Raw genomic sequence first — 13,741 nt, forward strand, 5'->3', positions numbered from 1 at the left:
TCTGCATGGGGTGCAGAGGGTCGGAAGTTCGAATCTTCTCACCCCGACCAACAAAGCACAGTAATTTCAAGCATTTAGAGCCAGCGTTAGCTGGCTTTTTTATTGTCTTTTGTCGTTGATATTAGAAGAACTTCTAATATCATGCGCTTGTCTCCTTGGTTTTCGCCTTCTTTTTCTCCTTTGGAAGCTGCAACTGCACCTCGCTGACGGGTGTTTCCCTTAGCTTGATGTACGCTTCGGTCATGGCTTCGTCTGTATGGGCTGCGCCGATGGAAATTTGTTTGAGCGAGTAGCCGATTGCCTTGGCGTCGGTCATCGCCTTGGCTCTCAAGTCCTTCAGCGTGGCATTGCTGACGCCAGCGCGCTTGCATCCGCGTTCCCATGCGGTGCCAATGCCGTGGGCGGTGTAGGGCTCTCCGCGCTTGTTGCATATCACATATTCAGACTGCGCAATGCTTGGATATTTGTTCAGTGGCCAGGCCCGCTTGGCATTTTGTAGAACTTGCCAAACTTGCGGTGTCATCGGAACAAAAACCCTAGCGCCAGAAGATTTCTCAGTTTTGGTTGGCATGAATAAAATGCCATGCTCGCTGATGTCGCGCCATTTCAGTAGTCTAATCTCAGTGGTTCTTTGATAAAGCAGGTAGCAGAGGTCTACATAGCACTGCACTATTTGTCCACTACTATTGATTCTTCCATCTTTGCCAAATAAGAGTCCATCTCTAATGGCATGATATTCTTCGTCAGTAATATATCGCATGCGGCGTTTGACTTTTTCAATTGACACCTCTCTGACGGGGTTGTCGTTTCGATAGCCTTTCCTGCATGCCCAGCGGAAGAAATCTGATAGGCGGGAGTGATAAACCTCTGCCATGCGCCGCCCTTCCCATTGGTCAAGAAAGTCTGCTACGTCAACAGGCATGACTTCTCTGACATTAAATTCATGAAAGCCAGATTCGATTACTGTAGAATAGTTTAGTAACTGCTTGTTTCCAGTTTCATGGATTTTAACTCTAGCTGGTTCGGTTGGTTTTTCTGAATCGCGCTTTGCAATAACGCTCCCCATGTATTTTCTAAACGCTTGCGGAAAGTCTCCCTCATCCCCTTTTCTGTGGTTATGATCAAGAATTATTTGGGCAAGTCTTCGAGCTTCTGTTTCTCCATCTTTTATGGGGCATAGGCTATGCCATTTTTTGGCTTTGCCATCTTCAGGGTTGATTAGGCTTTCTGATGCGTATAAATAATATCGTTTTCCTTTGGGGTATATCCGAGAATTTGTCAATCCCTTGTTCTTTTGTCTTGGTCGGCTCATTTTCTTCTCGGTCGGATGCTGGGGCGAGTAGTCTTTGGATTGATATCATTCGATGGCTGTAGCAGGCCGCATTTCTTATTTAGTAAAGCTTGGTATGTTTGTTCGGTCATGATGGGGCCTGCATTGTCGCATGGGACTTCTACCCCGAAATGGCGCCTAAACCATCGTGCTTGTGCTGTTTTAGTTTGCAATCCGGTAAGGATTCGAAGTTGATTTTGATCCATTCGAATGCCTAACATTTTATGATTTTCCCTTTTTAAAAAATTAGGCCACTGTGCGGGTGGCCTGTAGTCGTTTGAGCTGGCTGCGCAAGTTATGGATCGCGCGCCTGTCGCTGGGGCTGGTTGGTATGCCTGTTCGCCGCCCGTTTGGGAGAATCAGGACGGCGTGTTTGCGCCCTGGTCTCAGCAACCCGCCGGTGGCGAGGATTGGCGCGATCAGTGCCATGACTTCCTTGTTCATCGGGTTGGCTCCTGTTCTTCTGCTCCCTGGTTTATCCACTTGTCTATGCATGACAGGCATAATCGATACTCGCCCCAGAATGAGCTATCTACCCTGGCGCGCTCGTGACGGTAGCGTTGTCCAGGCTCAATGTGATGGTCTTGCTTGCCCGTGAGAGTGAAGCAGAGGTGCCGCTTTCTGGCAGTCCTAATTTTGACGGTGCGGAGGATTATTTCCGCCTCGTCGCCCTGGAACGGGTCGTATGCAAGGTAATCCGCGTCGGAATATTTTTGCTGAATCGGGAGCTGGTCAGGGGGTGGCATGGTCTTTCCTCATAAGTTGAATGAGGATGGTCTGATTGGGGTGGCGGTAATTCAGAAGCCATGGCGGCGTTTTTACGACTCGTCCATTGTCGGTTACAAGCACGCGCGTTCCAATTTCTGGCATGTTCGGGTAATGCTCGTCGTATTCGTTGAGCAGTGCCGCCAGGCGCCCTTGCCACTCGTCCGGCATTGCTTCCAGAAGCACGCGCGGGATTGTGAGCCAGCTGGCGCGGCCAATGCTGAACCATTCGGCCAGCGCATTGTGCCCCTCAAGGTGTTGATGACCATCCATCATTCGCCTCCTTGCGCCGGCTGCGGCGCGGCCATTCGGTCCGCGCGCTCAATTTCGGCGACGAGCAGCGCGGCGGCGTTGATCCAGTTGCGGCGCTTATCCTGGCTGGGCTTCCACCATGTTTCATCCCATGGCCAAGGAGGTGGCGGGTCTCCTGCAGGATATGCAAGGGTGTGCATGGCGTAGCAGCCGGCAGCGCAAGCTAGGACGTATTCGCCGTATTGGTCATCATGCGCCGGTGTCCAGCCCTCGACCTCGATCTGCCGGCGGCGCTCGGCGGCTATCTCCTCGATCACGGATGGCAGCTGCCGGGCCGGCTGCGGCGCGGCGGAGAGTATGGTGCTCAGACCGCGCAAGACTTCCTCCAAGCCGCAAGAACATTGAATGTGTTTACCATCTTCGTCCAGGTCGAAGATGGCGCAAGTTACTCCATGTTCGCCAACGTCCCGTATGAAGCGATGTGCCTTTCCTGCCACGTCGCGCCACTCGTCAGACAGAACCGGCGAGGGCTGCGGCGCGTCACCATATACTAGCGGACGGATGGTGACGTCACCGCCGCGGCTTATCCAATGTGCTGCTTGTTCCGCGGCGGCAGTTTTGTGCCGGGTAATGGTTTTATGCTGGCCATGAGAGGGGTTGTTTGTGGCTACCTCATATGCCACTGCCTCGCCGTTCTGCTCGGAGGCTTGCTGCGCGGAGATGCCCAGCGCCCGCATTGCCAGCTCGAAGAACTTGTCGAAGAACTTCGGCGTCAGGTCGGCATAGTCTGGGCGCTCGTCCATCGGGAAGCCGATGACCTCATCCAGATAGCTTGTCAGCGCCTGGGTGCCATCGTGGACTGCCTGGTAGTCGTCTTCATGATGGCGGCGCACCAGATCGGGATCGCAGCCGCGAATAGCGGCGATGATGTGCCGACACAGCAGATCATGGTTGTGCGCCTTCATCGCGCCATCGCGTCGGCCCTTGGCATTGCTCATCAGGTAGTGGACGCAGTCGCGCTCCATGCCGACGAACAGCGCCCGCTTGAAAAGGGTCCACGCCGACACGATGACAGCGCGCTCGGCATCCGCCAGTTGGGTAAGGGTTTGTACTTCAGCCATTGTTGACACTCTCCAAATAGACTGCGTTCATTGCTGCTGCGTAGCCGTCTGAGTAGCCGCGCAATCCGGCCATTTGCTCCGGCGTGAAGTCCAGGCCGTCTACTCGGTTGGTTACGAGCTGCATGATTGCGAAGCTCCACTCGGTTTTTGTCTCGACAGCGTGTGTTTTCAGCATGTACTCGTCTGCTGCGCCTCTGAATTCCTCATTCAATTTGGCGTGCATTTTTTCCAATTTGCTCTGTCTTGCCATGGTCACTCCTCTGCTTTCTGGCGCGCGGCGATCATCATGTCGGCGTAGGCCCAGCGCCAGGCTATGTAGCGGCCGATGTCGCGCTGTCGGTCCCATTGCTCAGCGGCCGTTCGTGCGCGGGCCATGTGATCAGCCAGAGCTGCCACTTCGGGGTGGACGTCCTTCACGTCCAACCAGTCGCCAAGGCCTTCCAGCTGCTGGCGCAGTTCCTCGCTATTCAGCTCGAACTTGCTGGGGATGCTCGGGCGCTCGCGGTCCGGCTTCCATTCAAACCAGGCAGGGATATCTGCCGGCGCCTGGGCTGCAAAGTAATCGCGCAGTTCTGTGGTCATGGTCAAAACTCCGTGGTGGCGAACAGTTGGGGGAACGTCTCACTGGCATCGACCAGCTGCTGCAGGCGTTGGCGGAAGCTGATGGTTGGGCTGCGCCTGTCGTCGTCGATATGGAACTGCTTGGCGTCCAATTCCTGCGCGTTCAGCTCCTGCACATTCTCGAAATCCTCCGGCAAGGCGATTTCCCCGTAAAACTGGATCGCGTCCTCTTTGCAGCGCGCTGCGACCCAATCGCAGTCGTTCATTTCGAACACGTAGACGCCGTTGATGTGGTTTTTTGTCAAGGTTCACTCCTCGCCCTGGCGGGCATTAGTTGGCGCCAAGCAATGCTTGCGGTGGCGTTGATGTGCCGTGCATGGCGTGGTGCAGCTTGACCCTTTCGCCGGCCTCTCTGCCTGCTCGATATGCGGCGTGGTCTTGGCTTGAAAAGTCTCGACCTTCGTTGCGGTCGCGGCCGGCCAATTCCTCGATATCGCTGTATTGCTTGCGCATGTAAGCCCCCAGGGCGTCGCTCTTTCTCTCTGGCGCGATTTGTTTGGCTGTCTGATACACCATCCTTACCCAGCCATCGCAGAACAGATCCGCGCGGCGGGTTTTGCTTGCCCTCCGTAAGTAGCGGCATTGTTCTTCAATGAAGCGCAGGCGCTGTGATTTCAGCTGTCTGAGAAGAACGGTGAAAGCGTATTTTGCAATCTCGGCGCTGACCTCTTCTCCGACAAAAGTCCATTGCCCTTGGGATGTGCGGGATGGGAAAAACAGGATTTCGCAGCCGAAGGCTTCCGCCATGGCCATGGCCAGCCCGCTTTCGTAGTCTGCTGGCCTTCTCTTGGCGCTGGCTTTGGCGTGGATTTCCTTGATTTCGGCGATCTGGATATCGCTATCCGTTACGCCGAACTTGTTCATGAGCACCCTGGCTTGCTTGAGGGCGGTTGCTGCCTCGTGTTCATTGGCGCTTTTTGAAAGCGCGAGGCATTTCCTGATCTTCGAGATTGCGGATTTCTTGTCCATCTTTACTCCAGCGGCAGCGCGCCTTGATCCGGCGCCCCTGGTGCAATCAGGTCGCGGGCCTCGGCGATGATGGTTTGATGGGATGGCGAGTCGGCGACACACATTGACACGCCATCGGGGAATGAAAAGCCGCCATTACGGCGGCGGTGTACGCGCTGGCCGGCGAGGTGTTTCCAATCGCCTTCGGCGCCGATGACGAAAATCGTGTCAAAGGGCAGCGCGCGGGCGTCTTGGGCTGCTGCGGCCAGCTGCTCGCTGGTGCCTGGCGTCATGAGGCATGTTGCGGGTAGCTGTGCATCACGCCATCCAGCTGCAGCGCGTTCGGACTGTTGTTGAACACGAAAACCGTGGGGTGCTTGTTGGATGTGCTGGTGCGAAGGCCGCGGCGTCGAGCCAGCTCCTCAAGCTCGTTCAGTCGTATGCCTGCGACGATGGCCTTGATGTGTGCGCAGGGTTCTGGCGTCGATGCCAGGTAGACCATCTGTCGTTCGACGGCGGATCGGGGGTGGTTGTTGATGTCGTGCAGCAGTTCCACGAACTCGGCGCAGTCGCGCTTGATCTGCTCTTGCGCGTCCTGTATCGCGCAGGCCTGGCTGGTGATGGTGGCGAGAATATCCATCATGCCCCCTTGATATGGCGGCAGCGCCTGCCGCGCTGCGCTGGTTGTTGTGGTTGCCCTGCGGCTATTGCTACGCCGGCCAGCGTGGCCTTGCTAATCACCACGCCCAGCAGAATCGGCAAAATCATTGGCTTCTCCAGTAAACGGCGGGGCTGTTGATCCTGTCGCCTGTGCGCCTGGTGCTGATCATGTGGAGCAGCATCAGCTTGCGGACGACGCGCCGGCCTTGGGAGGCGTTCAGCTTGCCGCCTGTCAGATCCAGCAGCTGCTGGAATGAGTAATGCTTGCGCGGCTGCATGCCCTGGTAGATCAGTTTTTGCATCTCGCTAAGCTGATCCGTGGCCGGATTGGAGATCCTGCAGCTGGCCAGCAGCTCAGCCATTCCGGCCAGTGGCGGGATGGCGTGACGCGGTGGTGTGCTGATGGTTGGCGTCATCGCGGTATCTCCATCGCTTGTACGTCGCCGTTGGCGATCAGCAGCCGGGCGGACAATTTCAGCAGTGCGATATAGCTGTCCGGGTCATTCAGCCGTAGCTCGGTTTCGGTGGCGTTGATCAGGGCTGATTGCACCAGCTGGCCAGGTGTGATGGCGGTGCCGTCATCCAGCGTCAGCTGCATCAAGGCGGTTTCGCGGGCGAAGTCGCGCAGGGTCCGCTCGATGGCGGGTGCTGCGCGCTGGCCGATAATTTCGGTCTGGATGGTCATGCGGTGGCCTCTTCATGGCGGATGGCGGTGGCGACGCTGTCGAGTATCTGGTTCCAGACACGCAGGACGCGGAAGCCAGGCATGCCGGCGAACTTGGGATGCGCCATCGCCTCTTCGTACGTCAGGCCCAGCTCTTTCATTTCGGCCAAGTCGCGGCCGGTGGTGGCGGCGTCGTGGCGCGGCATGGTGATCGTGCCTCTGATGCGGTGGGCGCGGTCCTGGAAAATGGTGGTGTCCACCAGCGCCTTGCCGTTCTTCGCTACCGGGCCGAAATGTTCGTTCATCCAGATCACGGCCGGGGCATCTACCAGATCCATCATCATCACCATGCCGCTGGTGGTGTCCGTCAGTTCGTCGCCGCCGGCCACGATGATGTGCAGCAGCACGTCCACGCCATTCATGCGCAGGAATTCGACGGCGCCGGAGGTGGCCAGGTAGTTCATCAGCGGCAGGAAGCCATTGCTGCCTACGTCGATCACGGCGTCGTGGTCGCTTTCGATCAGTTGCGCGATCAGGTTGTCAAAGTTGCGCGGGTTGATCTGCATGCTCTCGTCCAGCAGCTCAATGGGGATCGCGCCCAGCGAGCGGGTGCGGCTGAGGGTGCGGTTTACGGCGTCGGTGTCGTAAGCCGCCGCCGTGCCCTTGAGGTGGCGCAGGGCTTGGGTCAGGTCGCTGGCGGCTTTGCTCTTGCCGACGCCGCCCTTGCCCTGGGTGATGATGTGGGCGGTGCGAGTGGTCTGGTTCTTCATTGTGCTATTTCCATTCAGGTGGGTTGTCGCGGGCCTGCTGCCATTGCTCTGCAATGCTGGACGGCTGGCGGATGGGTTGTTGTGTTCGCGCTGCTGCAGCCGGCGCTGCTGGCTGGCGTTGCGCTGGCGCGGGGGTTTGGGTCGTTTCATGTGATGCCTTTCTGAGCTGGCGGCGGGCGCGATATAGCGCGTTGCGCAGCTCGTCCAGCGTCATCTGGATGCCGGCGCCGGCCAGCGCGTTGAGGATGTCGGTCTGGCTGATGCCGCGGCGCATGGCGTCTTCAATGTCGGGCAGCAGCTGGCGGATGCGTGCCGCTTTGCTCTCGGCTGTAGGCTGCGGCCGCAGGCTGTTGAGCTGCTGCCGCGCCTGCTCATTACTGGCTAATGTGTTGCTCATTTGGCGCTAATGTCCTGCTCATGGCTTGCTCATTTCATGCTCATGAGCAGCGCGGGCAAAAAAATCAGCCAGGCAGTTTGATCACAAGGAAAACCGGCTGGCCGTTGCGAAAGTAGGGGGCTTTGATAATCCAGCCGCCCTCTCGCAGGTGCTTGGCGGCGTCGTCGGTCATATCTGTTATTTCCATGGACATGCTGTTTCTCCTGTCGGTTAGCGGTGAACCACTTGTCAGCGCCCTGGTGCAAGGCGCTGGGAGGTGGTGCCAGCTCAGTCCCATCCGTTGGCGGTGTCGGCGCGCAGATGCATGCGTTCGGCGCGGTCGTTGAGGCGTTGCCGTGTTCGGTTTTGCCGGGCCGCCAGCGTGGCGGGCATGACTGGCGGGACGACGGATCGCAGGAAGGCGTCACGGCTGCGAATGATGGCCGTGGCCGCTTGGGTGAGTGCTCGTTGCATGGTTTGCCTCGGGTTGTGTAATGGCAGTGCCCTCTGCCGGTCGGCGGTTTCAGAGGTGCGCGCGGTATTGATCGGCGCTGCCGGAAGGCTGGGCACTGCGATGGAGGCTCCGGTGGGGAAAAGGCTGCTCGCGACGCTGCTTTTCGTGGAGCCTCCATCGCAGTGCCGCCTGGTGGCGGTCTGCTTTCCATGCGGTGCGCTGCGGTGTTACGTGCAGGGCTGGCGCGTCGTCATCTGCGGTTTAAGGCCGGTGCCATCGTCTTTCGCTTTCGACTCGCTCTACTCGCTACCGGACGCGCATGGGCGCGCTGCATGGGGTTGTTGGTTGCCGCGTCGGAACGGACGCGGCTACGTGTTCGTGGGTTGTTAAAGAGCGATTAAGTGAGCTTAATTTATTCGATAAAAAAATTTCAGTCAACTTAAATTTTTAAAGTTGGCTTAACCTCCCACTTGCTGTTTAAGTGAGTGGCGAGCAACGTAGGTTTTATGAATCGGTTGACTTCTTTGTCTGTACTTAAGGACAGTTTAAGTATTTGTACTTAGGAACTTCTTTACGGACGTGGCGATAAAATCGCGGCATGACACAAAAGCAAAAAGCACCGCTCAGGGTGCCTTCGTCCGTGAAAATGCAAGTTAAGGAACTGATCAGGATTGCTTCGATGCCGCGTCGGGTGTCGGGGGTATTAGCGCCTCCCCGCGTTGGGAGTGTATGACTTGATCGTGTTCCGAAGAAAAGCCCACTTCCTCGTCATGCGGTAAGTGGGCTTTTTTTTTACGCAGCGTCAGGGCTGGGCCATGCCGCCATAAGTAGGTGAGAATTTCCGTTATGGTATTACCGGCACTTTCCCGCTCATTGCGCAGAGACATGCCCATGGGGGTGGAGAGCGCCCCGGTGGTGAGTCGATAGGCGAGGGCGTCAAGTTGGCTAGTCAGTATTTGCCGCTCAGCCTCCGGCCAGGCGGCTAGCATGTCGGCGCTGGGCAGGTTCCAGTAGAGCTTGTCGCCGATGCGCATCACCACGCCGACGCATTCCATATCGTCACTGGCAAGGTCGTACTGCCAGAATACCTGCCATGAGGTAGCCCGGATCAGCGGTTGCTGGTCCGTTTCCGGAGTGAGCCGCTTGCTGAGTTTGTCAGCCAGTTTCGACGCTTTTTTGCTCATGCGACCTTGCCTTTGATCCATTCCGGATCGCTTCGGGCTTCAATAAATCGGCAGGCTGCTTCCCGGTCTTTACGTTTGAGAAGGTCGCCCCACCAATCCATGATAGTGCCTTTCGTCTGCCGCCAGGCAGAGTCTGCGACGCGGTGGCTTTCTTCAATCGCCCGCGCGGCGGCTTTGTCGGGTACGCCGCCATAAGCCAGCTGCAGCAGCTTGTTGTGCAGGTAGCCTGCTGATTCCAGGCTTTCTGGCGTCCAGTCCTGTCCGCCTAGTATATCGGCATAGTCAATCAAGGCAAATTCATTGCCTTCTAGCCAGAGCAGGTTGCCGGCATTTGCATCGATGTTCTGCAGCCATTGATGAAACGCAATGGCATAGGGTAGCTGGTCCCACTGTTGCACGCGTTCCCGCCAGACGATGGCGTCCGCTTCGCTCACCAGCGTCAGTTTGCTGTCGTGCAGCTCCTCTGTTGCCCAGGTGGGATACAGATCGTCGTCACTGCCAGGCCATTTATGTTCCGGGAACAATTTACGGAGCTTGCGGACGTGCATCAGCAGGATGAAGGCGCGCGGGGCAGTGGTCAGCCCGCAGGCCTTGGCAAGCAAATAGCCGGCGACTTCGTTGGCAAGTGCTTTGTTGTCCGAGGGAAAGGCTTTGACGTAGGCCGTAAGAGTAGAGCCGTCCGGCGCTCGCAATTCGGCCCGATGTACGCAAGAGGAATAGCCGTCAATTCGCCGCGCTGCGTGCAAGTGATGGCCTGCACCGAGCAGGGTAATACTCATTGATTTTCAGACAATAAAAACAACAGATTGGCGATGGTAGCAGCCAGCGCAGGGCTTGGCGACGAGTTGATGAAATGTTCCAGGTTGTCGCGCAGCCGTCCCGGATCGGCCTGGTTTGGCGCCGGGTGGGGGGAGTCCATCCAGCCGCTGGCCAGGCCCAACGATTTCTCAATGTGCCGCGCGAATTGGTGCCCCATCCGGCCGCGGCCGCGCAGGTATCTGGATAGTTGGGATTCGTCTCGATCAAGGGCCGTGGCGAACGCTTGCTGGCTGGGGTAGTTGCCCGCAAGCGTCGTCAGGTTTTGGCGGCGAATGGCGAAGATATCCATGGCTGGATGCTGTCGCATCTAGGCTCAGGGAGGAATGACGCGGGAAGTCAATTCGCGTCAAGATCGCCGTTTTTATCGCTATCAGTTGGTTTGGGGTCGAGATTTAGCCCGCTTGGATTGCTCAATCGACTGCCAAGTTTCTTGGCTGTGTCCAGTCCTTGGACTCCCATGTCCCTAGCTTCAGGTGCGATGCCGAGCCGATTGGTGATCATGCGCAGGCTAGATATCAAGTTGGCATCAAGTGACTTGGCGAGCCAGGCGCGATAAAGATCGTCAAGAAGGGCTTGTAACTCATCTGGAAGGCCCGCTTGCGTGCTGGGAGTGTTCGGGGTCTTTGGGCCTGTGCCGAACATCAGCCACTCAGGGGCAACTTTCAATACCTTGGCAGCCTTTAGCAGGTTTTCCCCGGTAATGGTTTTCGTTGTGCTGTTGGTCCATTGCGTTATCGCCGCAGGCGCAACGCCAACGCGCTTGGCCAGGTCGCTGGGCTTCAGCTTCTGTTCGTCTAGGCACTGTTTCAGCCTGATATTCCAGGATTCCATGTAAGCCAGCTTAATTGAGGATTGAGTAAGCATGTTGAATCCTTTCTTTAAGTGTGCTTAAATGCGTCCATGGATCATATAGACATCATCAGAAATCTTGGGGGTGTTAGTGATGTTGCTTTGATTTGCGGCATCACGCCTTCCGCCGTTTCGCAGTGGAAAGAGTCGGGTATCCCGCGTCCTTGGCTCATGTTTTTTAAGGCGGCTTTCCCTTCTGAGTGCGGTTTGGATGCAGCACCAAATTTCCGTCAACCGCTGATGGCATCGAAGCCATGATTTCCCCACGTCCTGCGGTTGCTGCGCAGGGCGTCTTGGCCGGTCAGTCCGGCATTTTTTATTCGTTTGCCGGTGTCTCCCGGCTGAGCAAAATATAGCGAGGTTCCAAATGAATGGCATGCGGCATATTCCACATAAAACCTGGATCGGCGTGGTGCGCGATGCGGTCCAGCTATGGCGACAGCGCGAGCGTTGGACGCTGGAGGCGGTGGCGGATCAGATAGTGGCGCACTACTACGAATCCGGCGCGGATGGCGTTTGGTTGGTTGAGTTCCAGCGGACGGCATCTGGCCGTGATCCCATGCGCGCGCTCAAGACCAATGCAGAGCGCGTTGCACGTTGGTTGGACGACCAAACCAAAGACACATCGCTGCTGCCGGCAAACTTGCTGCCGGTTGTGCTGGGCGCGTTGCCTATGGACCTGCGCTTGGCCTGCGTCACTGAAATGATGGGGCCGCTGGGCTTTGATGTGGCGATTGCCAAGCCCGGCATTCCCGATGCTACGCATGCGGCATTGGTAGCTGCGGCGGCGAAGGAGGCGGGCGAAGCGGTGGCGGCATTCAGCTTGCTGGCTGACGGTATGAGTCAGCCGGTTCTGATGCGGGCGAAAGTGGAGCTGGAAGAGGGGCGCGCGGCCTTGTGCGACGCGATCAATCATGTTGACGGCCTGCTTACGGAAAAGCGCCATGAAACCCGTCTCCGTAGCTGACATGCTGCTGGCCCGCGCCGATTGGCGTGCGAGAGTGGCCAAATCCGAAGACAAGAGGACCGCGCGTCGTCGTTACCTGGACTTGTTGCTGCGAAGACTGGAGCTAGCTGCCGATGGTCGAGTGGATCAAGGAAAGCGGTGATGTCCGCCGCGATGCGGCCTACGTCGCTTTGCTGCCTACGTTGGCGATGCGTCGCAGGGAGTTGCAGCGCTTAGGCTTGGTTCATGGCGATGGACATCGCTGGAATGTAGAGCGTGCGGTTAAAGAAGATTGGGCGGGGCGCGAGGCTGGATTGCCGCCGCTGCCTTTGAGCGTGATGGACAATCCCCGACAGGCGGCCTTGTCGGCTGTGGGGGGTAAGGGGGGCTTATGGTAATTACGGATGCTGAGCTGGATGCGCTACAGGGCTTGCCATTGGGGGCGCAGATACTCTACTTGCGTGAGATTCGCCGGTATATGGATTACGCGACGGGTGTGACGGGTATAATGCGGCGCATCTCTTGGGATGGGTTGCGCGAAGTATTGGAGGTCGAGCCACGCCCGGGTATTGCGCGCTCGCTCCCTTCCAAGCAGCAAGTACGACGCTTGGCTGAATGGCTTGAGCGAGCGGGTCTTGTTCGTAATATTTCTGATATGGCGGGAAAGCAGTTGATTTTTCGCTTACCTTTGGCCATGTCGGATTCGTCCGTCCAAATAAAAGCCGACACAAACCCGACACAAACCCGACACAGCAAACCCGACACAAACCCGACACAGCTAGAACCCAATAACGACCATGGTTTCGGCGGTATTGGGGATGAAAAGCCGGCTGGCCATGGACATGTGGCTACCCCCGAAAAGCCGACACACATCCGTTATCCGTTATCCGGTGATATTGATGATGATACAGGCGCGGGAGAATGGCTTGAGGGAGAGGGCTGGCCTGCGGCACAGCAATCCAATGCGCAGCCGGATGGGTCTGCAGCCGTAGTGGCGATGTTCCGTGGGCTGCTGGGCGAAGACGCTATGCCATCCCGTCAGTTGATGGAGGCGTGCTCGACGGTGGCTGCCGTTGCGCAAATGCGGCCGGTGACGGAGGCGGAGCTGAAAGCCGCCATCCTGACGGCGCGTGGCCGTGGCGTGGTCAACATTGCGCCGTATGCGGCCAAGATCATTGAAAACGCCTCACTGGTCGCCGGCAAGGCGCGGCGACCTGGCGCTGCGATGGCAGGTGGGGATGCCGCAATGGCCTATCTGCAGGAGGTGTTCGGTGCGTGCGCATAGTGCATTGCCGGCGAGGCCTGCCGGCCAATCGGCGGTCAGCGAGTCGCGCCAGCTGGCGAACTATGTGCTGGCCAGGATGAAGGGATTGTTCCCGGATCGGTTGACGAAGAAATTGCCATCGATGGAGCTGGTGCAGCTGTTTGTGGCGACCCTGGCGGATGAAATGGAAAGGCGCGGCATTACGCGGGACATGGTGGAGGCTGGTTTGCGGCGCATTGCCTCAGAGTGCGAGTGGCCGCCGATTGATGTGCCGGTGTTTCTGCGGTTCTGCATGCCGGTGCGTGACTATGAGGCGGCATTCAGGGAAGCACAGCGGCTGGCGAGTATGCGCCACCAGAAAATGGGCGGACAGCCAGAAGATTGGAGCCACCCTGCAGTTTATTGGGCCGCCAGCCGATTCGGTTGGTTTGAAATGAGAAACTCCTCATGGCAGGCGGCATCGGCACGTTGGGTGGCAGTGCTGGATGAGGTATTGACGTGGCGACAGTGGCCGAAGATTGATCGCGTGGCGATTACGGTCGAGGGCGGTTTGCAGACAAAGGCGGTGCAACGGCGAGAATTGGCCAACATGCGCCAGATACTGGCCGGCGCTGTGGCTGGTGGAGCGGCGGCGCCGGGGTTTGAGCGCGATCGCGTGGTAGAATAGCGACTACAAAATAAGCCCGGCATGATCGGGCTAGGGGAATTCTCCGCAGCA

At 57.7% G+C, this 13,741-nt stretch carries 25 protein-coding genes; 5 read left to right on the forward strand and 20 right to left on the reverse strand.

Features of this window, described 5'->3' with window-relative positions; all coding sequences use genetic code 11:
• Positions 1–139: 139 nt before the first annotated feature.
• From C2134_RS02755 to C2134_RS02850, 20 genes are all read right to left on the reverse strand, one after another.
• Positions 140–1,312 (reverse strand): tyrosine-type recombinase/integrase, encoded by a 1,173-nt coding sequence (locus tag C2134_RS02755; RefSeq protein WP_103317379.1) that lies wholly within the window; start codon positions 1,310–1,312, stop codon positions 140–142.
• Positions 1,313–2,062: 750 nt separating this feature from the next.
• Positions 2,063–2,371: a hypothetical protein gene (locus tag C2134_RS02770; RefSeq protein ID WP_199179863.1), complete on the reverse strand. Its 309-nt coding sequence runs from the start codon at positions 2,369–2,371 to the stop codon at positions 2,063–2,065.
• Positions 2,368–3,468, reverse strand: coding sequence for a hypothetical protein (locus C2134_RS02775; protein WP_103317386.1), 1,101 nt, complete (start codon positions 3,466–3,468; stop codon positions 2,368–2,370). The genes C2134_RS02770 and C2134_RS02775 overlap by 4 nt, the downstream gene beginning before the upstream one ends.
• Positions 3,461–3,718 (reverse strand): hypothetical protein, encoded by a 258-nt coding sequence (locus C2134_RS02780; protein ID WP_103317388.1) that lies wholly within the window; start codon positions 3,716–3,718, stop codon positions 3,461–3,463. Before C2134_RS02780 ends, C2134_RS02775 begins: the two co-directional genes overlap by 8 nt.
• Before the next feature lie 2 nt (positions 3,719–3,720).
• The gene (locus C2134_RS02785; protein ID WP_103317389.1) at positions 3,721–4,050 is read right to left on the reverse strand and encodes a hypothetical protein; all 330 of its coding nucleotides are present in this window, start codon (positions 4,048–4,050) and stop codon (positions 3,721–3,723) included.
• A 2-nt stretch (positions 4,051–4,052) separates the two neighbouring features.
• Entirely contained in the window at positions 4,053–4,334 is a 282-nt protein-coding gene (locus C2134_RS02790; RefSeq protein WP_103317391.1) for a hypothetical protein, read from the reverse strand.
• A gap of 25 nt (positions 4,335–4,359) precedes the next feature.
• Complete coding sequence (locus tag C2134_RS02795) at positions 4,360–5,058, reverse strand: DUF2786 domain-containing protein (protein WP_103317392.1); 699 nt, start codon at positions 5,056–5,058, stop codon at positions 4,360–4,362.
• A 2-nt stretch (positions 5,059–5,060) separates the two neighbouring features.
• Positions 5,061–5,330, reverse strand: coding sequence for a hypothetical protein (locus tag C2134_RS02800; RefSeq protein WP_103317394.1), 270 nt, complete (start codon positions 5,328–5,330; stop codon positions 5,061–5,063).
• Positions 5,327–5,677 (reverse strand): hypothetical protein, encoded by a 351-nt coding sequence (locus C2134_RS02805; RefSeq protein WP_146042077.1) that lies wholly within the window; start codon positions 5,675–5,677, stop codon positions 5,327–5,329. Before C2134_RS02805 ends, C2134_RS02800 begins: the two co-directional genes overlap by 4 nt.
• Positions 5,677–5,805, reverse strand: coding sequence for a hypothetical protein (locus C2134_RS22035; protein ID WP_255408066.1), 129 nt, complete (start codon positions 5,803–5,805; stop codon positions 5,677–5,679). The genes C2134_RS02805 and C2134_RS22035 overlap by 1 nt, the downstream gene beginning before the upstream one ends.
• Positions 5,802–6,113 (reverse strand): hypothetical protein, encoded by a 312-nt coding sequence (locus C2134_RS02810; RefSeq protein ID WP_103317397.1) that lies wholly within the window; start codon positions 6,111–6,113, stop codon positions 5,802–5,804. The genes C2134_RS22035 and C2134_RS02810 overlap by 4 nt, the downstream gene beginning before the upstream one ends.
• Entirely contained in the window at positions 6,110–6,382 is a 273-nt protein-coding gene (locus C2134_RS02815; protein ID WP_103317399.1) for a hypothetical protein, read from the reverse strand. Before C2134_RS02815 ends, C2134_RS02810 begins: the two co-directional genes overlap by 4 nt.
• Positions 6,379–7,131 (reverse strand): P-loop NTPase family protein, encoded by a 753-nt coding sequence (locus C2134_RS02820; protein ID WP_103317401.1) that lies wholly within the window; start codon positions 7,129–7,131, stop codon positions 6,379–6,381. Before C2134_RS02820 ends, C2134_RS02815 begins: the two co-directional genes overlap by 4 nt.
• A 4-nt stretch (positions 7,132–7,135) precedes the next feature.
• Entirely contained in the window at positions 7,136–7,528 is a 393-nt protein-coding gene (locus tag C2134_RS02825; protein WP_103317403.1) for a hypothetical protein, read from the reverse strand.
• 64 nt (positions 7,529–7,592) lie between these two features.
• A complete protein-coding gene (locus C2134_RS22040) occupies positions 7,593–7,721 on the reverse strand; it encodes a hypothetical protein (RefSeq protein ID WP_255408067.1) in 129 nt (42 codons plus the stop codon).
• A gap of 74 nt (positions 7,722–7,795) precedes the next feature.
• Entirely contained in the window at positions 7,796–7,981 is a 186-nt protein-coding gene (locus C2134_RS02830; protein ID WP_103317405.1) for a hypothetical protein, read from the reverse strand.
• A 645-nt stretch (positions 7,982–8,626) separates the two neighbouring features.
• Positions 8,627–9,145 (reverse strand): hypothetical protein, encoded by a 519-nt coding sequence (locus C2134_RS02835; RefSeq protein WP_103317406.1) that lies wholly within the window; start codon positions 9,143–9,145, stop codon positions 8,627–8,629.
• Complete coding sequence (locus C2134_RS02840; RefSeq protein ID WP_146042078.1) at positions 9,142–9,924, reverse strand: hypothetical protein; 783 nt, start codon at positions 9,922–9,924, stop codon at positions 9,142–9,144. The genes C2134_RS02835 and C2134_RS02840 overlap by 4 nt, the downstream gene beginning before the upstream one ends.
• Positions 9,921–10,253, reverse strand: coding sequence for a hypothetical protein (locus tag C2134_RS02845; protein ID WP_103317410.1), 333 nt, complete (start codon positions 10,251–10,253; stop codon positions 9,921–9,923). Before C2134_RS02845 ends, C2134_RS02840 begins: the two co-directional genes overlap by 4 nt.
• 47 nt (positions 10,254–10,300) lie before the next feature.
• Positions 10,301–10,828, reverse strand: coding sequence for a helix-turn-helix domain-containing protein (locus C2134_RS02850; RefSeq protein ID WP_103317412.1), 528 nt, complete (start codon positions 10,826–10,828; stop codon positions 10,301–10,303).
• Between the two features lie 36 nt (positions 10,829–10,864).
• Here C2134_RS02850 and C2134_RS22145 point away from each other — a divergent pair, with 36 nt between their 5' ends.
• From C2134_RS22145 to C2134_RS02870, 5 genes are all read left to right on the forward strand, one after another.
• Positions 10,865–11,071: a Cro/CI family transcriptional regulator gene (locus C2134_RS22145; protein WP_146042079.1), complete on the forward strand. Its 207-nt coding sequence runs from the start codon at positions 10,865–10,867 to the stop codon at positions 11,069–11,071.
• 109 nt (positions 11,072–11,180) lie between these two features.
• Positions 11,181–11,780, forward strand: coding sequence for a toxin YdaT family protein (locus tag C2134_RS02855; protein ID WP_103317414.1), 600 nt, complete (start codon positions 11,181–11,183; stop codon positions 11,778–11,780).
• 113 nt (positions 11,781–11,893) lie between these two features.
• Complete coding sequence (locus C2134_RS02860; RefSeq protein ID WP_103317416.1) at positions 11,894–12,157, forward strand: hypothetical protein; 264 nt, start codon at positions 11,894–11,896, stop codon at positions 12,155–12,157.
• Positions 12,151–13,044, forward strand: coding sequence for a hypothetical protein (locus C2134_RS02865; protein WP_103317417.1), 894 nt, complete (start codon positions 12,151–12,153; stop codon positions 13,042–13,044). The genes C2134_RS02860 and C2134_RS02865 overlap by 7 nt, the downstream gene beginning before the upstream one ends.
• Positions 13,031–13,690: a hypothetical protein gene (locus C2134_RS02870; protein ID WP_146042080.1), complete on the forward strand. Its 660-nt coding sequence runs from the start codon at positions 13,031–13,033 to the stop codon at positions 13,688–13,690. The genes C2134_RS02865 and C2134_RS02870 overlap by 14 nt, the downstream gene beginning before the upstream one ends.
• Positions 13,691–13,741: the final 51 nt, after the last annotated feature.

The sequence above is a fragment of the Chromobacterium sinusclupearum genome (genome assembly GCF_002902845.1).
Lineage (GTDB): Bacteria > Pseudomonadota > Gammaproteobacteria > Burkholderiales > Chromobacteriaceae > Chromobacterium > Chromobacterium sinusclupearum.